Consider the following 19,828-nt stretch of genomic DNA (forward strand, 5'->3'; position numbering starts at 1 on the left):
TGCAAGGCCGGGCTGACCCGGCCTACAAACGGCATCTTTCCGTAGGCCCGGTAAGCGTAGCGCTACCGGGCATCTGACGGCAATTACTCTTCGCCGTTAAAACCCGCACGATTGAGCAGGAACTGCGACAGTAACGCGACCGGACGACCGGTTGCGCCTTTGGCCTTACCGGAACGCCAGGCGGTACCTGCGATGTCCAGATGCGCCCAGTTGTACTTACGGGTAAAGCGCGCCAGGAAGCAGCCCGCAGTAATTGCCCCGCCAGGACGACCGCCGATGTTCGCCATATCGGCGAAATTAGACTCCAGCTGTTCCTGGTACTCGTCACCCAGCGGCAGACGCCATGCGCGGTCGCCGGCCTGTTCGGACGCGCCAATCAGCTCGTGCGCCAGAGGATTGTGGTTCGACATCAGCCCGGTGATGTGATGGCCCAGCGCAATCACACAGGCACCGGTCAGCGTGGCCACGTCAATGACCGCTTCAGGCTCGAAGCGCTCAACGTAGGTCAGCACGTCGCACAGCACCAGACGGCCTTCGGCGTCGGTGTTCAGCACTTCAACGGTCTGGCCGGACATGGTCGTCAGAACGTCACCCGGACGGTACGCACGACCGCCAGGCATGTTTTCACAGCCCGCCAGCACGCCAATGACGTTAATCGGCAGCTGAAGTTCCGCCACCATACGCATCACGCCATACACTGCTGCTGCGCCACACATGTCGTACTTCATCTCGTCCATGCCTTCGGCAGGCTTGATGGAGATACCGCCGGAATCGAAGGTCAGACCCTTACCAACCAGCACAATCGGACGCGCATCTTCAGACGGGTTACCTTTGTACTCGATAACCGACATCAGCGACTCATTCTGGGAGCCGTTGCCGACTGCCAGATAGGAGTGCATTCCCAGCTCTTTCATCTGCTGTTCGCCGATGACGCGGGTGATGACATTCTTACTGTAGGCGTCAGCCAGCTGACGTGCCTGAGAGGCCAGATACGCTGCGTTACAGATGTTAGGCGGCATATTGCCCAGATCTTTTGCGGCTTTAATCCCGGCAGCAATTGCCAGACCGTGCTGGATAGCACGTTCACCGCTGGTCAGCTCGCGACGGGTCGGTACGTTAAAGACCATTTTACGCAGCGGACGACGTGGCTCGCTTTTGTTGGTTTTCAGCTGGTCGAAGCTGTACAGGCTCTCTTTTGCCGTTTCGACCGCCTGACGCACTTTCCAGTAGGTGTTACGGCCTTTGACGTGCAGCTCGGTCAGGAAGCAAACGGCTTCCATTGAGCCGGTATCATTCAGCGTATTAATCGTTTTCTGAATAACCTGCTTATACTGACGTTCATCCAGCTCGCGCTCTTTACCACAGCCAATCAGCAGAATACGTTCAGACAGTACGTTTGGAACATGGTGCAGTAACAGCGTCTGCCCAGGTTTGCCTTCCAGTTCGCCACGGCGCAGCAGGGCGCTGATGTAGCCATCACTGATCTTATCGAGTTGCTCGGCGATCGGGGAGAGTCGGCGTGGTTCAAAGACGCCCACAACGATGCAGGCACTCCGCTGTTTCTCCGGGCTACCGCTTTTTACACTGAACTCCATGCACTACGCTCCTGAATCTTAAAGACAACAGCGGCTGCTACAGATAGAATTGAAACCTTTCGTAACTCATGTCCGCTGTTGTGGTGACTTCGTGTTAATCTTACGTTACTACGGTTTCGACACGTCAGAAAAAGTCCTGAAGCGTGAATCCGCCGGATGTTTTAATCTTAGCGATGATTTCGACGACTCAAGAGAATAAATGACGTTTAAGCCATGAAACAAGCGATTTTCCAGCAAAGAGACGGGTTTTTACGGGCGTATTTAAAGTGATAATCATAAGATATCTGGTGCGGGAGACGCTCAAAAGCCAGCTGGCGATCCTCTTCATCCTGCTGCTGATTTTTTTCTGTCAGAAGCTGGTCAGGATCCTCGGTGCGGCCGTTGACGGCGAAATTCCTACGAATCTGGTGCTTTCCCTGCTTGGTTTAGGGATCCCGGAAATGGCGCAGCTTATCCTGCCGCTAAGTCTTTTCCTCGGTCTGCTCATGACGCTCGGCAAGCTTTATACCGAGAGTGAAATCACCGTGATGCACGCCTGCGGCTTGAGTAAAGCCGTACTGGTGAAAGCCGCTATGGTTCTGGCGCTTTTCACAGGTATTGTTGCGGCGGTGAATGTGATGTGGGCGGGCCCAACGTCTTCCCGTCACCAGGATGAAGTGCTGGCAGAAGCAAAAGCAAACCCGGGTATGGCCGCACTGGCGCAGGGCCAGTTCCAGCAGGCGACTGACGGGAATTCTGTTCTCTTTATCGAAAGCGTGGATGGCAGCCGCTTTAACGATGTGTTCCTTGCGCAGCTCCGCACCAAAGGGAATGCCCGTCCTTCCGTCGTGGTGGCCGATTCGGGTCAACTGTCACAGCGTAAAGATGGCTCTCAGGTAGTGACGCTGAATAAAGGCACGCGCTTCGAAGGCACTGCGATGCTGCGCGATTTCCGCATCACCGATTTCCAGAACTACCAGGCCATTATTGGTCACCAGACCGTGGCGCTCGATCCAAGTGATACCGAGCAAATGGATATGCGTACCCTGTTCAATACGGACAACAACCGTGCGCGTGCCGAACTGCACTGGCGTATCACGCTAGTATTCGCCGTATTTATGATGGCTCTGATGGTCGTTCCGCTGAGTGTGGTTAACCCACGTCAGGGACGCGTGCTGTCAATGTTGCCAGCCATGCTGCTGTACCTGGTGTTCTTCCTGTTGCAGACCTCAATTAAGTCTAACGGTGGTAAGGGTAAAATTGACCCGTTCGTCTGGACCTGGGTGGTCAATGGTCTGTATCTGCTGCTGGCGGTGGGACTCAACCTGTGGGATACGGTGCCTGTGCGCCGCATTCGTGCCCGCTTCTCGCGTAAAGGAGCCCTCTAATGCAGGCGTTTGGCGTTCTTGACCGCTATATCGGTAAAACTATTTTTTCCACCATCATGATGACGTTGTTCATGCTGGTGTCGCTCTCCGGCATTATCAAATTTGTCGATCAGTTGAAAAAAGCCGGGCAGGGGAGCTATGACGCGCTGGGTGCGGGCATGTATACCCTGCTCAGCGTGCCAAAAGATGTGCAGATCTTCTTCCCGATGGCAGCCCTGCTGGGTGCGCTGTTGGGCTTAGGGATGCTGGCACAGCGCAGTGAACTGGTTGTTATGCAGGCTTCGGGCTTCACCCGTATGCAGGTTGCGCTGTCGGTGATGAAAACCGCGATCCCGCTGGTGCTGTTGACCATGGCAATTGGCGAGTGGGTGGCACCGCAGGGTGAGCAGATGGCGCGTAACTATCGTGCGCAGGCGATGTACGGTGGCTCATTGCTCTCAACGCAGCAAGGGTTGTGGGCAAAAGATGGTGACAGCTTCGTCTATATCGAACGTGTGAAGGGCGATGACGAACTGGGAGGCGTGAGTATTTACACCTTCAATGACGATCGTCGTTTGCTCTCCGTGCGTCACGCCTCTTCGGCCAAGTTTGACGCCGAGCATAAGCAGTGGCGGTTGTCGCAGGTGGATGAGTCAGACCTGACCGATCCAAAACAGATCTCCGGCTCTCAGACGGTGTCGGGCATGTGGAAAACCAAACTCACGCCGGACAAACTCGGCGTGGTGGCGCTGGATCCTGACGCTCTCTCCATCAGTGGTTTGCACAACTACGTGAAATACCTGAAGTCGAGCGGACAGGACGCCGGACGTTATCAGCTCAACATGTGGAGCAAAATCTTCCAGCCGTTGTCCGTGGCGGTGATGATGCTGATGGCCCTGTCGTTTATCTTTGGCCCATTGCGTAGCGTGCCGATGGGCGTGCGCGTGGTGACCGGGATCAGCTTCGGCTTTGTATTCTACGTTCTCGATCAGATCTTCGGCCCGCTGACGCTGGTTTATGGCATTCCGCCTGTTATCGGCGCGCTGCTGCCGAGCGCCAGCTTCTTCCTGATCAGCCTCTGGCTGATGCTGAAACGCTCCTGACAGACCTCTCCTCGCTTCCGGAGAACCGGAAGCGAGGCTAATCTCCTGTTTCACCCCGCACTTTTTCTCACAACCTTCAACGCCCCGCCGCGAATTTGAGTATTATTGAGCGATAAAGTCGTGAAGGGATCCTCTATGAAGCAAATTCGAATGCTGGCCCAGTACTACGTCGATCTGATGATGAAGCTTGGGCTGGTGCGTTTCTCCATGCTGCTGGCACTGGCGCTGGTCGTTCTGGCCATTGTCGTGCAGATGGCCGTAACCATGGTTCTGCACGGTCAGGTCGAGAGTATCGACGTGATCCGCTCTATCTTCTTTGGCTTGCTGATTACACCCTGGGCGGTCTATTTCCTCTCCGTGGTGGTTGAACAACTGGAGGAGTCCCGTCAGCGCCTGTCAAAACTGGTCGATAAACTGGAAGAGATGCGCGATCGCGATCTGAAGCTCAACGTTCAGCTAAAGGATAATATCGCCCAACTGAACCAGGAGATTTCGGATCGTGAGAAGGCGGAGGCTGAGCGCCAGGCGACGCTGGAGCAGCTGAAAATCGAAATGAAAGAGCGCGAGGTGACGCAGATCCAGCTTGAGCAGCAATCCTCTTTCCTGCGCTCGTTCCTAGATGCATCGCCGGATCTGGTTTTCTACCGTAATGAAGATAAAGAGTTTTCCGGCTGTAACCGGGCGATGGAACTGCTGACCGGGAAGAGCGAGAAGCAGCTGATTCACCTGAAGCCGCAGGACGTATACTCCGAAGAGGCGGCCGCCAAAGTGATGGAGACGGACGAAAAAGTGTTCCGTCATAACGTCTCACTGACCTATGAACAGTGGCTGGATTACCCCGACGGGCGCAAAGCCTGCTTTGAGATCCGTAAGGTGCCGTACTACGACCGCGTGGGGAAACGCCACGGTCTGATGGGGTTTGGCCGTGATATCACCGAACGTAAGCGCTATCAGGATGCCCTTGAACGTGCCAGCCGCGATAAAACCACCTTCATCTCCACCATCAGCCATGAACTGCGTACGCCGCTTAACGGAATTGTCGGCCTGAGCCGCATTCTGCTGGACACCGATCTCACCGCAGAACAGGAAAAATACCTCAAAACCATCCATGTCTCAGCGGTCACGCTGGGGAATATCTTCAACGATATTATCGATATGGATAAGATGGAACGCCGCAAAGTGCAGCTTGATAACCAGCCGGTTGATTTCACCGGTTTCCTTGCCGATCTGGAAAACCTGTCGGGTTTGCAGGCGCAGCAGAAGGGGCTGAGCTTTGTCATGGATCCCACGCTGCCGCTGCCGCACAAGGTGGTTACCGACGGCACGCGTCTGCGCCAGATCCTGTGGAACCTTATCAGCAATGCGGTCAAATTTACCCAGAAGGGGCAGGTCTCGGTACGTATTCGCTATGACCAGGGCGACATGCTGCACTTTGAGGTGGAAGACTCCGGCATTGGGATTCCGCAGGAAGAGCAGGACAAAATCTTTGCGATGTACTATCAGGTGAAGGACAGCAACGGCGGCAAGCCCGCTACCGGCACAGGAATTGGTCTGGCGGTGTCTAAACGCCTTGCGAAGAGCATGGGCGGTGATATTACCGTCGCCAGCCATCCGGGCAAAGGCTCAACCTTCACGCTGACGGTGCACGCGCCGGCGGTGGCGGAAGAGGTGGAAGATACCTTCGAAAACGACGATATGCCGCTGCCTGCGCTGCATGTCCTGCTGGTGGAAGATATTGAGCTTAACGTAATTGTCGCACGCTCTGTCCTGGAAAAACTGGGCAACAGCGTGGATGTGGCGATGACCGGTAAAGCCGCGCTGGAGATGTTTAAGCCGGGTGAATATGATCTCGTTCTGCTGGATATTCAGTTGCCGGACATGACCGGGCTGGATATTTCCCGTGAACTGACGAGCCAGTACGCTGCCGACGAACTGCCGCCGCTGGTGGCGTTGACGGCGAACGTGCTGAAAGATAAAAAAGAGTACCTCGATGCCGGTATGGATGATGTACTTAGCAAGCCGCTGGCGGTGCCTGCCCTGACCGCCATGATCAAGAAGTTCTGGGATACCCATGATGAAGAGGAGAACACCATGACGTCTGTGGATAGTGCGAAAGCCCAAACGATACTCGATACCGCGATGCTGGAGCAGTACATCGATCTGGTTGGTCCAAAACTGATTACCGACGGTCTGGCGGTATTTGAAAAAATGATGCCGGGCTATCTGAGCGTGCTGGAGTCAAATCTGACAGCGCGGGATCAGAAAGGCATTGTGGAAGAAGGGCATAAAATCAAAGGTGCGGCCGGCTCGGTCGGCTTACGTCACCTGCAACAGCTGGGACAACAGATTCAGTCACCTGATTTACCTGCCTGGGAAGATAACGTAGGTGATTGGGTTGAAGAGATGAAACAAGAGTGGCAGAACGATGTGGCGGTGCTTAAAGCCTGGGTGGACGCCAGAAAAAAATGACCCCGGCTTAACCGGGGTGCGCGAATACTGCGCCAACACCAGGGAAATTGTGGCTGCGCCTGTTTTTTGTGTTGTTTTCGTATGGACGCCGCCTGAAAATTTAGGCCGCACGCAAATAAGATAGCAAATCTTAAATGGTTTGTTACAGGAATCAGTGAAATGTGTGAAGCATAGCGTTTTAATCAAAATTAATTATGTGCTTCAGCGAGTTGCAGAGAAGGATCGTCATGATGAAAAAGATTGGTGTCGTACTGAGCGGATGTGGCGTTTACGATGGTTCTGAGATACACGAAGCCGTCATCACATTGCTGGCCCTGGCAAGAGAGGGGGCTGAAGTCATTTGCTTCGCGCCAGACAAAAATCAGGCTGATGTCATTAATCATCTGACCGGGGAGCCGATGGCGGAAACCCGTAACGTCCTGATTGAAGCCGCGCGTATTGCGCGTGGCGAAATTCATCCTCTGATTCAGGCGGACGCGGCAGAGCTTGATGCGTTAATTGTGCCGGGCGGGTTTGGGGCGGCTAAAAACCTCAGCACGTTTGCCACGCAAGGCGCCGGGTGTCAGGTTGATCCGCATTTAAAAGCATTATCACAGGCCATGCATGCGGCGGGTAAACCGCAGGGCTTTATCTGTATCGCTCCGGCCATGCTTCCGACAATTTTTGATTTCCCGCTGCGCCTGACCATCGGGACCGATATTGATACAGCGGAAATCATCGAGGAGATGGGAGGCGAGCACATCCCTTGTCCGGTGGATGACATTGTGGTGGATGAAGACAATAAAATCGTCACCACACCTGCGTATATGCTGGCGCAGACTATCGCGGAAGCCGCTTCAGGCATTGAAAAGCTGGTGGCCAGAGTGCTGGTGCTGACTGAATGAGGCGTCAATTCGCCGCAGGCGCCTGGGTAAAACGTATTCTTTGGCGTGCCGTGCTGGTGCTGGCGGTGTTCTGGGGCGGCGGACTGGCATTATTCAGCATTCTGCCGGTTCCGTTTTCTGCCGTGATGGTTGAGCGTCAGCTGAGCGCGTGGTTCACCGGTGACTTCAGCTATGTTGCCCACTCTGACTGGGTGAGCACAGATGAAATCTCCCCGTGGATGGGGCTGGCGGTGATAGCGGCGGAGGATCAGAAATTCCCGGAGCACTGGGGGTTTGACGTGGCGGCAATCGAGAAAGCGCTCGCCCATAATGAACGCCATGAAAACCGCGTGCGCGGCGCATCGACGCTGTCACAACAGACGGCCAAAAACCTGTTTTTGTGGGATGGCCGCAGCTGGGTGCGAAAAGGGCTGGAAGCCGGATTGACGCTGGGGATGGAAACGGTCTGGAGCAAGAAACGTATTCTGACGGTCTATCTGAACATTGCCGAGTTTGGTGATGGCGTGTTTGGTGTCGAAGCCGCGTCGAAGCGATATTTCAATAAACCTGCCAGCCGGCTGAGCCTCTCTGAAGCTGCGCTGTTGGCCGCGGTCTTGCCTAACCCAATTCGCTTTAAGGCTGATGCCCCCTCAGGCTATGTGCGAAACCGACAGGCGTGGATCATGCGCCAGATGCGGCAGCTGGGAGGAGAAGGGTTTATGGCGAGAAATAAATTGATGTAAGGCGGGTAAGCGTAGCGCTACCCGCCATGAAAGAGGCGTTAGTCTTCGTCAAACCCGGCGTTAAACAGCGCAATCACCGCCGCCAGCGCTTCCTCTTCCTGTGGACCGGTAGCTTCTACTTCAATCTGGCGGCCTTTGGCGGAGTCCAGCATCAGTAGCGCAATTACGCTGTTCGCTTCCGCCTCGGTACCTTCATCGTTACGCAGCAGAACTTCTGCATCGAAACCCTGCATCAGCTCAAACAGTTTCATCGCCGGACGTGCATGCATGCCCAGCTTATTGGTGATCTCAACGGTTTGTTTTACGGTCATGTTTTACGTTTTTCCAGCGTGCGATGACGGGACTGAACGTTCTTCCCACGTGAGCGGAAATAGTCGGCCAGCTGTTCGGCGATATAGACCGAACGATGTTTACCGCCGGTACAGCCAATCGCTACGGTCAGGTAGCTACGATTGTTTGTCTCCAGCATAGGTAACCATAGCTCAAGGTAGCTTCGCGTCTGGTAGATAAAATTGTGAACTTCTGTGTGTCTGTCGAGGAAGGCCGCGACGGGCTTATCGAGACCGGTCATTGGACGCAGCTTCGGATCCCAGTGCGGGTTCGGCAGGAAGCGCACGTCGAAAACATAATCCGCATCGATAGGAATACCGTGCTTAAAGCCGAATGACTCGAACACCATCGTCAGCTCACGCTCGCGTTTGCCCAGTAAACGGGTACGCAGCATTTCCGCCAGCTCATGCACGGACATTTCGGATGTATCGACAATCAGGTCAGCACGGGAACGCAGCGGTTCCAGCAGATCGCTCTCTTCGTCGATAGCACTTTCCAGCGAGAGGTTCTTGCTGGAAAGCGGGTGCAAACGACGGGTATCGCTGTAGCGACGGATCAGAGTATTGCGGTCTGCATCGAGGAACAGCAGCTGAGGCGAGAATGAATCAGGCAGGTTGCTCATTGCCTGTTCAAAAATTTCTGGCGATTCAGGCATGTTACGAACGTCGATACTGACGGCGGCAGAGATTTGCCTCTCCGCAAGCGTGCGTGCCAGGTCGGGCAACAGAACGACCGGCAGGTTATCTACGCAGTAAAACCCCATGTCTTCCAGCGCGCGCAGGGCCACGGATTTCCCGGACCCTGAACGGCCACTGACAATCATCAGCACCATGTTCCGTTTCTCCTCAGGACAACAGATGTGAAGGCCATCTCCTGGTTATGCATCATCCTGATTGCCTTCTGCTTCAGTGATAATTTGATATAGCTCTTCATCACTTTGGGCTGCGCGCAGTCGACGGCAAATGGTTTTATCGGCCAGGCGTTTTGCGACCAGCGAAAGCGTATGCAAATGGGTTTTCGTCTGGTCGGCAGGCACCAGCAGCGCGAAGAGGAGATCGACGGGCTGATTATCGATGGCATCGAAGGCGATAGGCGTCTCCAGCTGCACAAACACACCGACGGCACGCAGGGTGTCCTCTTCCAGTTTGCCGTGCGGGATCGCGATGCCGTTGCCGATGCCGGTACTGCCCATTTTTTCACGGGTCAGGATCGCTTCGAACACGACCTGCGGCGGCAGGCCCAGCTGTTTTGCGGCCAGTTCACTGATGATCTCCAGCGCACGTTTTTTGCTCTGGCAGTGAACAGCACTGCGCGTACATTCCTGGTTAAGGACATTGCTCAGTTGAAGAGCGGAATCGTTGTTCATCATAATTTCACCTAAGCGCTAACTGTACAAACGGCCTGTTGTGTTTCACAACAGGCCTTCCTGCACCCGTTAACTGCCCGGACAATTAGTGTTGTTTCAGTTTGTCTTTATGTTTATTGAGCTGTCGTGCAAGCTTATCAATCAAGCCGTCGATAGCAGCGTACATGTCTTGCCCTTCCGCACTGGCATGGAGCTCACCCCCGTTGACATGCAGGGTCGCATCCGAGATATGAGTCACTTTCTCCACTTTCAATACAACATAGACCTGGTTGATCCTTTCGAAATACTGCTCGAGCTTCGCGAATTTAGCATTCACAAAATCACGTAAAGCCTCAGTAATCTCGACGTTATGTCCTGTGATATTGAGCTGCATAGTGTCTTCCTTATCGGTTGTGTCAGACCAGCTGTTTACGCTGGTTAGACGGCGGAATGGATAAAGACTCTCGATACTTCGCAACAGTTCGGCGTGCCACCATAATACCCTGGTCGGACAGTATGGTGGTTAACTTACTGTCGCTCAGTGGCTTCGCGGGGTTCTCCGCGGCGATCAACTTCTTCACCAGGGCGCGAATGGCCGTCGACGACGCTTCACCGCCGCCCTCGGTATTCACATGGCTGGAGAAGAAATACTTAAGCTCAAAAATACCGCGTGGGCTGTGCAGATACTTCTGCGTGGTCACGCGGGAAATGGTTGATTCATGCATCTCGACGGCCTGGGCGATATCCGCCAGCACCATCGGTTTCATATACTCTTCGCCCTGCTCAAAGAACGCCTGCTGCTGTTCGACAATACAGCGGCTTACGCGGAGCAGCGTATCATTTCGGCTCTCCAGACTTTTGATCAACCATCGCGCTTCCTGCAAATTGCTACGAATGTATTGATTATCGGAGTCGTTACGCACGCTGGTGCACATGGAGGCATACTGCTGGTTGATTTGCAGGCGAGGGATGCTATCTGAGTTCAGTTCAACGACCCAGCGGTCATTGTGTTTTCTGACCAGCACATCCGGGATGACGTACTCGGGTTCGCTGGTCTGAATGGACTGACCGGGGCGCGGATCGAGGGACTGAATCAGATTGACCGCCTCTTTCAGCACCTCTTCTTTCAGGCGCGTGACGCGCATCAGGCTGCGGAAATCGTGATTGGCCAGAAGATCCAGATGGTCGCTGATGATCAAGCGGGCTTCATCAAGCCATGGCGTCTCTTTGCTGAACTGAGAAAGTTGGATAAGCAGGCAGTCGCGCAGATCTTTTGCGGCCACCCCAACCGGATCGAAACGCTGAATGCGCTTCAGAACGGCTTCTATCTCCTCGAGTTCAATCTCTTCGTCACCCATGCTTTCCAGAATTTCGTCCAGCGTGACGGTCAGATAACCGGTGTCATCCACGGCATCGACAATGGATGTCGCGATCGCGCGGTCGGTATCGGAGAAGGGGGTAAGTTCCACCTGCCACATCAGGTAATCCTGCAGTGACTGGGTAGTTTCACCCTGATAAACCGGTAGCTCATCGTCCTGGTAGTCTGCACGCGTACCGGAAGGGGTTCCGGCGGTGTAGATTTCATCCCAGCTGGCATCCAGCGGAAGCTCGTCCGGCATCTCTTTTTGTTCGAGCGCATCGGCGGTGTCGAGTGCTTCAGTATCCTGCGACTGCTGGGTATCTACCTCTTCATGAAGATCGGCTTGCTCCAGCAACGGATTGCTATCCAGCGCTTGCTGGAGCTCCTGCTGGAGTTCTAAGGTGGACAGTTGCAACAGGCGAATCGCCTGCTGTAGCTGCGGCGTCATCGCCAGTTGTTGGCTGAGCCGTAATTGCAAACCTTGCTTCATGTTCAGAGCATTTTTCTCCGGTTCGGCGTTACATTACCTCTACCCTATCAGAGTCTGAAGTCTTCCCCAAGGTAGACACGCTTAACATGATCATCTTCGAGGATCTGCTGCGGCGTACCGTGGGCGATCAGATTGCCCTGGCTCACGATGTATGCGCGTTCGCACACGGCCAGCGTTTCACGGACGTTATGGTCAGTGATCAGTACGCCAAGCCCGCTGTCGCGCAGATGCTCAATGATACGTTTAATGTCGATAACGGAGATGGGGTCAACGCCTGCAAACGGTTCATCCAGAAGGATAAATTTCGGGTTTGCAGCCAGCGCACGCGCAATCTCAACGCGACGGCGTTCACCGCCGGACAGCGCCTGACCGAGGCTGTCGCGCAGATGTTCGATATGGAACTCTTCCATCAGCTCGTTAGCCCGGTCCTGACGCTGTTCACTGGTCAGATCGTCACGAATTTGCAGGACGGCCATCAGGTTATCAAAGACGCTCAGGCGGCGGAAAATGGAGGCTTCCTGCGGCAGATAGCCGATACCGCGACGCGCACGCGCATGCAGCGGCAGAAGACTGATATCTTCATCATCAATGACGATGTTGCCCGCATCGCGCGACACAATGCCAACGACCATGTAGAAAGTTGTGGTTTTGCCCGCACCGTTAGGGCCAAGCAGGCCTACAATTTCGCCGGAGTTGACGGTCAGACTGACATCTTCTACGACACGGCGGCCCTTATAGGCCTTCGCGAGATTTTTTGCAGTTAATGTTGCCATAACGAATTAGTTACTCTTCTTCTGTGCCGGGGCCTGACCCTTACCTTTGTCCTGCAGCTGCGACGGAACCAGCACGGTGGTTACGCGTTTGCCTTTCTCGCTGGAGGCCTGCATTTTTTGCTCTTTCACCAGATAGGTGATCTGGTCGCCGGTGATGTTGCTGTCCAGCTGTTCCAGATAAGCGTTACCGGTCAGGATGACCAGGTCCTTCGCCAGCTCATAGTGCATATGCGTGGCGCGACCTTTCACGGGTTTGCCGTTATCCTGCATCTGGTAGAAGGTTGCCGGGTTGCCATAGCCATCAATGATCTCTTTGCCTTGCTCGCCACCGGGACGGGTAACGACCACTTTGTCGGCGTTGATTTTGATGGTGCCCTGGGTCATGACGACGTTACCGGTAAAGGTAACGACATTGCCTTGCATATCAAGCGACTGCGTGTCGGACTCGATATGGATAGGCTGGTCAGTATCGCCCGTTACAGCAAGCGCGGGAAGACTGGTCGCCAGCATCGCACTGGCGATAATTACTTTAAGGCTGAGTTTGTTTGTTTTGAATTTCATAGGAGGTTCTAACCTTTTCAATCAGCTCGGCGTTTTTGCTGCGTAAGTTCCCGCGCATTCTTAAACCGCTGGAATTAAATGTTGTGCCATACAGTGTGACCAGATCCTGCGACGTCACGTCCTGGGTCACGAGATTGATCTGTGCATTATCCGTCGTGATTTTGCGCAGTTGTGAGTCAGCGGTCAGGGCGTTGACTTCAACGTGGCCATACAGATAAAGCATACGGTCATTCGTCAGTTTTGCCCGGTCAGATTTAATCGACCACGTCGGCACTTTGTCTTTATCAAACGTGGTCATGACAGGCTGGGTAAACCATGAAATACCGTCATCTGAAAAATATTCAACATGCTGGGCAATCAGGCGATAGTTCAGCGCACCTTCCGGGCTGTAGACCACGGTGTCACTGTGATCGCTTTTATAGGTTGGCTCGCTCGTATTGACCACTTCCGTCTGCGTATCGTCGCGATCGGCAAGGTTCACGCCAATCAATACCAGTGCGACAAGCGAAAGCAGAATGATAACCCAACGTCTGGTTTTACTCATATCGATTGCCCTTTGGCCTCATCAAGCTTACCCTGCGCCAGCAAAAGCAGATCGCAGACTTCACGTACGGCACCACGGCCACCGTTAATATGGGTGACATAGTCAGCACGCGGGATCAGCAGCGGATGCGCATCGGCCACGGCGATACTCAGACCGACTTCAGCCATCACCGGCCAGTCAATCAGATCGTCCCCGACATAGGCCACGTTTTCCGGCGCGACAGCCAGTTTACCCAGTAAATCGTTGAACGCCGCCATCTTATCGGACTGACCCTGATACAGATGGGTAATGCCTAACGTTTCACAACGGTCTTCTACCAGTTTAGCTTTCCGACCGGTGATGATGGCAACGTCGATGCCTGATGTGAGCGCACAACGAATACCGTAGCCATCGCGAACGTTAAACGCTTTCAGCTCTTCACCATTATTGCCCATGTAAATCAGGCCATCAGAGAGTACCCCATCCACATCCAGGATGAGCAGGCGAATGTTTTCCGCCTTTGCCATCATATGGGTACTGACCGGACCATAACAGGTTGCAAGGGATGCACCCGCATTACTCATTGTCTTATCCTTCATTACACTACGCCTGCGCGCAGCAGATCATGCATATGTACCACACCCAGCAACTGGTCGCCATCGGCAACCATCACTGAGGTGATATGACGGGACTGCATCAGGTTCAGCACATCCACCGCCAGCGTACCCGGACGAACACGGATACCGCCGGACGTCATCACATCAGCGATGCCCAGCGTGCGAACATCAACACCCATGTCGAACACGCGGCGCAGGTCGCCATCGGTGAAGATCCCCTGGATCTTCATCAGGTCGTCGCACACAACCGTCATACCCAGATTCTTGCGGGTGATCTCCAGCAGCGCATCGCGCAGGGAGGCCTCTTTACTGACGTGAGGGATCTCATCGCCAGTGTGCATAATATCGTTAACCCGAAGCAGAAGCTTACGCCCGAGCGCGCCACCTGGGTGGGAAAGCGCGAAATCTTCCGGGGTAAAACCGCGGGCTTCCAGCAACGCAACGGCAAGCGCATCGCCCATGACCAGCGCAGCGGTCGTGCTGGACGTTGGAGCAAGACCCAGCGGGCAGGCTTCTTTAGGCACTTTCACGCACAGGTGAATATCCGCCGCGCGCGCCATGCTACTTTCCGGGCGGCTGGTCATGCAAATAAGCGGAACCCGCAGCCGCTTCAGCACGGGGATCAGCGCCAGGATCTCATTAGACTCACCGGAGTTCGATAGCGCGATGACGATATCCTGCGGCGTTACCATGCCCAGATCGCCGTGCGCGGCTTCCCCCGGGTGTACAAAGAAGGAAGAGGTTCCGGTGCTGGCAAACGTTGCCGCCATTTTGCGCCCAATGTGACCGGACTTGCCCATGCCCATCACCACGACTTTACCGGCACAGTAGAACATCTTCTCACATGCCAGACTAAAATCCTGATTAATGTACTGATCTAACTGCGCCAGACCTTCACGTTCAATCTCCAGAACCTCTTTGCCTGCTTTCTGAAAGTCAAAACCCGGCTGCAATTCTATTTGCGACATAATGCGTTTCCGTTTACCCAGAGAGAAGAGGCGAAAGCCAGTACAGCATCGCCATCCATACGATAAATCCACCCGTCAGCAGCGCCCCTGCGCCTTTGCCGATCTGTCGTTGCCGCCGCCAGCAGAGCAGGGCAAAAATGACGCTGACCAGCAACATCACCCCGTAATCGCGTGAGAATGCCAGGGGGTTAAAAGGCCCGGGCGTTATCAGGGCCGGCAGGCCCATCACGATGGCGATATTAAAAATGTTTGAACCGATAATATTGCCTATGGCAATGTCATCTTCACCTTTACGTGCCCCTGCGATAGCGGTGGCAAGTTCTGGCAGACTGGTGCCAATGGCAATGACCGTCAGGCCAATGGTGAGCTCACTCATGGCGAAATAGTTCGCCAGCACCGTGGCGTTATCGACGACCATGCGCGTGGCCATCGGCATGATGATCAGCGCGACGCCGAGCCACAGCAGCGCCACAGGCAGCGTGCCTTCACGCGGGAGTTCGGCGACCTGTTCTCGCGTCAGGCTGTCCTGGCCCTGTTTTTCTGCCAGACGGGCGATTTTAACACTATACAATAGCCAGATAACGGCCAGCGCCAGCAAGAAAATGCCGTCACCGTAGCTCAGTACGCCATCATAAAATACGCACCCTGCCAGCAGGCTTACGATTAACATTAGCGGCAATTCACGGCGCAGAACATCAGAATGCACGCGAAATGGATGGAGCAGGGCCGCCAGGCCAAGGATCAGCAAGATATTGACGATGTTGGAACCAATCGCGGTGCCGACGGCAAGGTCTAACTGACCATGCAGTGATGCCGTGACAGAGACGATGATTTCAGGAAGCGAGGTTCCGACGCTGACCACGGTCATCCCGATGACGACAGGCGGTACGCCAGTCAGGCGGCACAGGATAGATGCAGCAAATACCAAACGGTCAGCACTGTAGACCACCAAAAGTAAACCAATTATTAACAGTGCTGTTGCTAAAAGCATCAAAAGTCCTTTCTTCAGGTATACTCGTCGGTCCATCGCGCAGGAATGGAATGGCAGGACTGTATACAGTCTGAGGCGTAACGAATTCCTAATTTTGACTTTATGCGCCGGAAAAGTAAAACAAATGCCAGCTTTCGCTAACCTCAACGGCTAATATTCTGTAAAAATGCTGAGTTTAGGGCTGATTCAGTCTGCATGCTTAACGTGAGCAGGGTAAGAAAGGAACCATAAATGAGCCAAACTATGGCGAATTTAGTTGATGTCCGGGGTGTGAGTTTTTCTCGCGCCAACAGATTGATATTCGATGATATTTCGTTGACCGTACCGCGTGGCAAGATCACTGCCATCATGGGGCCGTCCGGGATCGGTAAAACGACCCTGCTGCGCCTTATTGGTGGCCAGATCCCACCCGATAGCGGTGAAATCCTCTTTGACGGCGAAAACATCCCCGAGATGTCACGATCGCGCCTGTATACTGTTCGTAAACGCATGAGTATGCTTTTCCAGTCGGGAGCGTTGTTCACTGACATGAACGTCTTTGATAACGTGGCTTATCCGCTGCGCGAACACACCAGTCTGCCGCCAGAGCTGCTGAAAAGTACGGTGATGATGAAGCTTGAAGCCGTGGGGCTGCGAGGGGCTGCAAAACTGATGCCCTCAGAGCTGTCCGGCGGTATGGCACGCCGCGCCGCGCTGGCACGCGCCATCGCCTTAGAACCCGATTTAATCATGTTCGACGAACCGTTCGTCGGGCAGGACCCTATCACGATGGGCGTGCTGGTGAAGCTCATCTCTGAACTGAACAGCGCGCTCGGCGTAACCTGCATTGTGGTTTCTCACGATGTACCGGAAGTGTTGAGCATCGCCGACTATGCCTACATTGTGGCAGACAAAAGGATCGTCGCGCATGGCAGCGCTCAGGCGTTGCAGGAAAACTGCGATCCGCGTGTACGGCAGTTCCTCGACGGCATTGCGGATGGGCCTGTGCCGTTCCGCTACCCGGCGGGCGACTATCGTGACGATTTACTGGGAATAGGGAGTTAAGCCACTGATGCTGTTAAATGCATTGGCCGCTCTTGGACACCGTGGCATAAAAACCATCAGGACGTTCGGGCGTGCCGGATTGATGTTGTTCAACGCGCTGGTCGGCAAGCCGGAATTTCGTAAGCATGCACCGCTACTGGTGCGGCAGCTCTATAATGTCGGCGTGCTGTCGATGCTCATCATCATTGTCTCCGGTCTGTTTATCGGCATGGTGCTGGGGCTGCAGGGCTACCTCGTTCTGACGACCTACAGCGCCGAAACCAGCCTCGGCATGCTGGTGGCGCTGTCGCTGCTGCGTGAACTGGGGCCGGTGGTGGCGGCGCTGTTGTTCGCCGGGCGTGCAGGGTCAGCATTGACCGCTGAAATTGGCCTGATGCGTGCGACCGAGCAGCTTTCCAGCATGGAGATGATGGCGGTCGACCCGCTGCGTCGTGTGATCTCGCCACGCTTCTGGGCGGGGGTGATTTCCTTACCGCTCCTGACAATTCTCTTTGTCGCCGTGGGTATCTGGGGCGGCTCGCTGGTTGGCGTTCACTGGAAGGGCATCGATGCAGGCTTCTTCTGGTCGGCCATGCAGGATGCCATCGATCTGCGAATGGATCTGGTTAACTGTCTGATTAAAAGCGTGGTATTTGCCATTACGGTCACCTGGATCGCCTTGTTCAATGGCTATGATGCGATCCCGACTTCGGCGGGCATCAGCCGTGCAACTACACGTACTGTCGTACATTCGTCGCTGGCCGTACTGGGTCTGGATTTTGTGCTCACCGCACTGATGTTTGGGAATTGAGTTCATGCAAACGAGAAAAAATGAAATTTGGGTCGGTGTGTTCCTGTTACTGGCGTTGCTGGCCGCGCTGTTTATCTGCCTGAGAGCGGCGGATATCACGTCTGTGCGCACCGAGCCGACTTATCGCATTTATGCGACCTTTGATAACATCGGCGGGCTGAAGGCGCGCTCGCCGGTACGTATAGGCGGGGTGGTCATCGGGCGCGTCTCTGACATTACGCTTGATGAGAAAACCTATCTGCCGCGCGTGTCGATGGATATTGAAGAGCGTTATAACCATATCCCGGACACCAGCTCGCTTTCTATCCGCACGTCCGGCCTCCTGGGTGAGCAATATCTGGCGCTTAACGTCGGTTTTGAAGACCCGGAGCTGGGAACGACTATCCTTAAAGACGGTAGCGTAATCCAGGATACGAAGTCCGCGATGGTACTGGAGGATATGATTGGTCAGTTCCTTTATAACAGTAAAGGAGATGATAAGAAGTCCGACGCTGCCCCTGCGCAGAGCGAAGATCCTGCCAGTGTCGCACCGACACCAGGCACGACGAATTAATTTCAGGAGAAGTCATTCATGTTTAAACGACTGTTAATGGTTGCCATGCTGGTCATTGCCCCTCTCACCGCGGCGCATGCTGCGGATCAGAGTAACCCGTACAAACTGATGGATGAGGCTGCGAAGAAGACCTTCGACCGGCTTAAAAACGAACAGCCGAAAATTCGTTCCAATCCTGATTATCTGCGCGACGTGGTTGATCAAGAGCTGCTGCCGTACGTGCAGATCAAATATGCGGGTGCGCTGGTTCTGGGCCGTTATTACAAAGACGCGACCCCGGCGCAGCGCGACGCCTATTTTGCCGCGTTCCGTGAATACCTGAAACAGGCTTACGGTCAGGCACTGGCGATGTATCACGGTCAGACCTATCAGATTGCGCCAGAGCAGCCGCTGGGCGACGCGACTATCATTCCTATCCGCGTCACGATTATCGATCCTAATGGCCGTCCGCCAGTACGCCTGGACTTCCAGTGGCGTAAAAACAGCCAGACCGGTCACTGGCAGGCCTATGACATGATTGCGGAAGGGGTGAGCATGATCACCACTAAACAGAACGAGTGGAGTGACCTGCTGCGCACCAAAGGCATTGATGGCCTGACCGCACAGCTGCAGTCTATCTCGCGTCAGAAAATCTCTCTGGACGAGAAGAAGTAATGTCGGATCAACTGAGCTGGTCGCGTGAGGGTGAGACGTTGAAGCTGACGGGTGAACTCGACCAGGATCTGCTGAACCCGCTCTGGGACAAACGTTTTGAAGCGATGCAGGGCGTGACGGTTATCGATCTGAGCGGCATTTCACGGGTGGACACGGCAGGCGTCGCGCTGCTGGCCCATCTTGTTGCCGTGGGGAAAAAGCAGGGGACAAGCGTTACGCTGCACGCGGCGAGCGATAATGTGGTCACCCTGGCCCAGCTCTATAATCTCCCTCAGGACGTACTGCCTCGTTAATATTTTCAGTGCGTTACTTCTGAAAGCCCTGACAGATTCATCGTCGGGGCTTTTTGCTTGTTTAAGACGACGCCACTTTGCTCTAAGATGTTGGGCTTGTTTTCACTATCAGATGATTAAGAACCCATGGAAAATCATGAAATCCAGACAGTGCTGATGAATGCACTCTCCCTTCAGGAAGCCCACGTCACTGGCGATGGCAGTCACTTCCAGGTTATTGCTGTGGGTGAGATGTTCGACGGTATGAGCCGTGTGAAGAAACAGCAGGCTGTATATGCGCCGCTGATGGAATACATTGCGGATAACCGCATCCATGCCCTGTCGATTAAAGCGTTCACCCCTCAAGAGTGGGCACGCGATCGCAAACTAAACGGTTTTTGAGTTGTGGGCGACACGCCCGCAGCACGGTTGAATTTA

The 19,828-nt window shown here is 54.4% G+C and carries 23 protein-coding genes; 11 read left to right on the top strand and 12 right to left on the bottom strand.

Annotated elements, in window-relative coordinates:
- Positions 1 to 83 precede the first annotated feature (83 nt).
- Positions 84 to 1,595, bottom strand: coding sequence for a leucyl aminopeptidase (gene pepA, locus AAIR21_RS06390; RefSeq protein WP_014171826.1), 1,512 nt, complete (start codon positions 1,593 to 1,595; stop codon positions 84 to 86).
- Between the two features lie 266 nt (positions 1,596 to 1,861).
- Between pepA and lptF the strand changes: the two genes are divergently transcribed.
- From lptF to mtgA, 5 genes are all read left to right on the top strand, one after another.
- On the top strand, positions 1,862 to 2,962 hold the full coding sequence (lptF, locus tag AAIR21_RS06395) for an LPS export ABC transporter permease LptF (protein ID WP_014171825.1): 1,101 nt from the start codon (positions 1,862 to 1,864) through the stop codon (positions 2,960 to 2,962).
- A complete protein-coding gene (gene lptG, locus AAIR21_RS06400) occupies positions 2,962 to 4,044 on the top strand; it encodes an LPS export ABC transporter permease LptG (RefSeq protein WP_020883523.1) in 1,083 nt (360 codons plus the stop codon). The genes lptF and lptG overlap by 1 nt, the downstream gene beginning before the upstream one ends.
- Before the next feature lie 135 nt (positions 4,045 to 4,179).
- Positions 4,180 to 6,513, top strand: a complete 2,334-nt coding sequence (gene arcB / locus AAIR21_RS06405) for an aerobic respiration two-component sensor histidine kinase ArcB (protein ID WP_032679053.1) — start codon at positions 4,180 to 4,182, stop codon at positions 6,511 to 6,513.
- 230 nt (positions 6,514 to 6,743) lie between these two features.
- The gene (elbB, locus tag AAIR21_RS06410; RefSeq protein WP_032670144.1) at positions 6,744 to 7,397 is read left to right on the top strand and encodes an isoprenoid biosynthesis glyoxalase ElbB; all 654 of its coding nucleotides are present in this window, start codon (positions 6,744 to 6,746) and stop codon (positions 7,395 to 7,397) included.
- Positions 7,394 to 8,119 carry a monofunctional biosynthetic peptidoglycan transglycosylase gene (gene mtgA / locus AAIR21_RS06415; protein WP_044857272.1) on the top strand — a complete coding sequence of 242 codons (726 nt, stop codon included), beginning with the start codon at positions 7,394 to 7,396 and terminating at the stop codon, positions 8,117 to 8,119. The genes elbB and mtgA overlap by 4 nt, the downstream gene beginning before the upstream one ends.
- 38 nt (positions 8,120 to 8,157) lie before the next feature.
- Here mtgA and npr read toward each other — a convergent pair whose 3' ends face one another.
- The 11 genes from npr to AAIR21_RS06470 all read right to left on the bottom strand — a co-directional run bounded on the left by npr (position 8,158) and on the right by AAIR21_RS06470 (position 16,077).
- Complete coding sequence (gene npr / locus AAIR21_RS06420; RefSeq protein ID WP_003861872.1) at positions 8,158 to 8,430, bottom strand: PTS phosphocarrier protein NPr; 273 nt, start codon at positions 8,428 to 8,430, stop codon at positions 8,158 to 8,160.
- Complete coding sequence (gene rapZ, locus AAIR21_RS06425) at positions 8,427 to 9,281, bottom strand: RNase adapter RapZ (protein ID WP_014171820.1); 855 nt, start codon at positions 9,279 to 9,281, stop codon at positions 8,427 to 8,429. Before rapZ ends, npr begins: the two co-directional genes overlap by 4 nt.
- 45 nt (positions 9,282 to 9,326) lie before the next feature.
- Positions 9,327 to 9,818: a PTS IIA-like nitrogen regulatory protein PtsN gene (gene ptsN / locus AAIR21_RS06430; RefSeq protein ID WP_014171819.1), complete on the bottom strand. Its 492-nt coding sequence runs from the start codon at positions 9,816 to 9,818 to the stop codon at positions 9,327 to 9,329.
- An 82-nt stretch (positions 9,819 to 9,900) separates the two neighbouring features.
- Complete coding sequence (gene hpf, locus AAIR21_RS06435; protein WP_014171818.1) at positions 9,901 to 10,188, bottom strand: ribosome hibernation promoting factor; 288 nt, start codon at positions 10,186 to 10,188, stop codon at positions 9,901 to 9,903.
- A gap of 22 nt (positions 10,189 to 10,210) precedes the next feature.
- Positions 10,211 to 11,644 carry an RNA polymerase factor sigma-54 gene (gene rpoN / locus AAIR21_RS06440; protein ID WP_014171817.1) on the bottom strand — a complete coding sequence of 478 codons (1,434 nt, stop codon included), beginning with the start codon at positions 11,642 to 11,644 and terminating at the stop codon, positions 10,211 to 10,213.
- 47 nt (positions 11,645 to 11,691) lie between these two features.
- The gene (gene lptB / locus AAIR21_RS06445) at positions 11,692 to 12,417 is read right to left on the bottom strand and encodes an LPS export ABC transporter ATP-binding protein (protein ID WP_014171816.1); all 726 of its coding nucleotides are present in this window, start codon (positions 12,415 to 12,417) and stop codon (positions 11,692 to 11,694) included.
- 6 nt (positions 12,418 to 12,423) lie between these two features.
- Positions 12,424 to 12,978 (bottom strand): lipopolysaccharide ABC transporter substrate-binding protein LptA, encoded by a 555-nt coding sequence (gene lptA / locus AAIR21_RS06450; RefSeq protein ID WP_020883526.1) that lies wholly within the window; start codon positions 12,976 to 12,978, stop codon positions 12,424 to 12,426.
- Entirely contained in the window at positions 12,947 to 13,522 is a 576-nt protein-coding gene (lptC, locus tag AAIR21_RS06455; protein WP_014171814.1) for an LPS export ABC transporter periplasmic protein LptC, read from the bottom strand. Before lptC ends, lptA begins: the two co-directional genes overlap by 32 nt.
- The gene (gene kdsC / locus AAIR21_RS06460) at positions 13,519 to 14,085 is read right to left on the bottom strand and encodes a 3-deoxy-manno-octulosonate-8-phosphatase KdsC (RefSeq protein WP_014171813.1); all 567 of its coding nucleotides are present in this window, start codon (positions 14,083 to 14,085) and stop codon (positions 13,519 to 13,521) included. Before kdsC ends, lptC begins: the two co-directional genes overlap by 4 nt.
- Positions 14,086 to 14,099: 14 nt before the next feature.
- The gene (kdsD, locus tag AAIR21_RS06465) at positions 14,100 to 15,086 is read right to left on the bottom strand and encodes an arabinose-5-phosphate isomerase KdsD (RefSeq protein ID WP_020883527.1); all 987 of its coding nucleotides are present in this window, start codon (positions 15,084 to 15,086) and stop codon (positions 14,100 to 14,102) included.
- Between the two features lie 13 nt (positions 15,087 to 15,099).
- Positions 15,100 to 16,077, bottom strand: a complete 978-nt coding sequence (locus tag AAIR21_RS06470) for a calcium/sodium antiporter (protein ID WP_020883528.1) — start codon at positions 16,075 to 16,077, stop codon at positions 15,100 to 15,102.
- Between the two features lie 231 nt (positions 16,078 to 16,308).
- Here AAIR21_RS06470 and mlaF point away from each other — a divergent pair, with 231 nt between their 5' ends.
- The 6 genes from mlaF (at position 16,309) to ibaG (ending at position 19,792) form a co-directional block, all read left to right on the top strand.
- On the top strand, positions 16,309 to 17,121 hold the full coding sequence (mlaF, locus tag AAIR21_RS06475; RefSeq protein WP_020883529.1) for a phospholipid ABC transporter ATP-binding protein MlaF: 813 nt from the start codon (positions 16,309 to 16,311) through the stop codon (positions 17,119 to 17,121).
- 7 nt (positions 17,122 to 17,128) lie between these two features.
- On the top strand, positions 17,129 to 17,911 hold the full coding sequence (gene mlaE / locus AAIR21_RS06480; protein ID WP_010436044.1) for a lipid asymmetry maintenance ABC transporter permease subunit MlaE: 783 nt from the start codon (positions 17,129 to 17,131) through the stop codon (positions 17,909 to 17,911).
- Between the two features lie 4 nt (positions 17,912 to 17,915).
- A complete protein-coding gene (gene mlaD, locus AAIR21_RS06485) occupies positions 17,916 to 18,464 on the top strand; it encodes an outer membrane lipid asymmetry maintenance protein MlaD (RefSeq protein ID WP_025202923.1) in 549 nt (182 codons plus the stop codon).
- A gap of 18 nt (positions 18,465 to 18,482) precedes the next feature.
- A complete protein-coding gene (gene mlaC, locus AAIR21_RS06490) occupies positions 18,483 to 19,118 on the top strand; it encodes a phospholipid-binding protein MlaC (protein WP_014171807.1) in 636 nt (211 codons plus the stop codon).
- Positions 19,118 to 19,411, top strand: coding sequence for a lipid asymmetry maintenance protein MlaB (mlaB, locus tag AAIR21_RS06495; protein ID WP_014171806.1), 294 nt, complete (start codon positions 19,118 to 19,120; stop codon positions 19,409 to 19,411). The genes mlaC and mlaB overlap by 1 nt, the downstream gene beginning before the upstream one ends.
- 126 nt (positions 19,412 to 19,537) lie before the next feature.
- Complete coding sequence (ibaG, locus tag AAIR21_RS06500) at positions 19,538 to 19,792, top strand: BolA family iron metabolism protein IbaG (RefSeq protein ID WP_008501458.1); 255 nt, start codon at positions 19,538 to 19,540, stop codon at positions 19,790 to 19,792.
- Positions 19,793 to 19,828 lie beyond the last annotated feature (36 nt).

The organism is Enterobacter sp. PTB (assembly GCF_051130085.1).
GTDB lineage: Bacteria > Pseudomonadota > Gammaproteobacteria > Enterobacterales > Enterobacteriaceae > Enterobacter > Enterobacter ludwigii.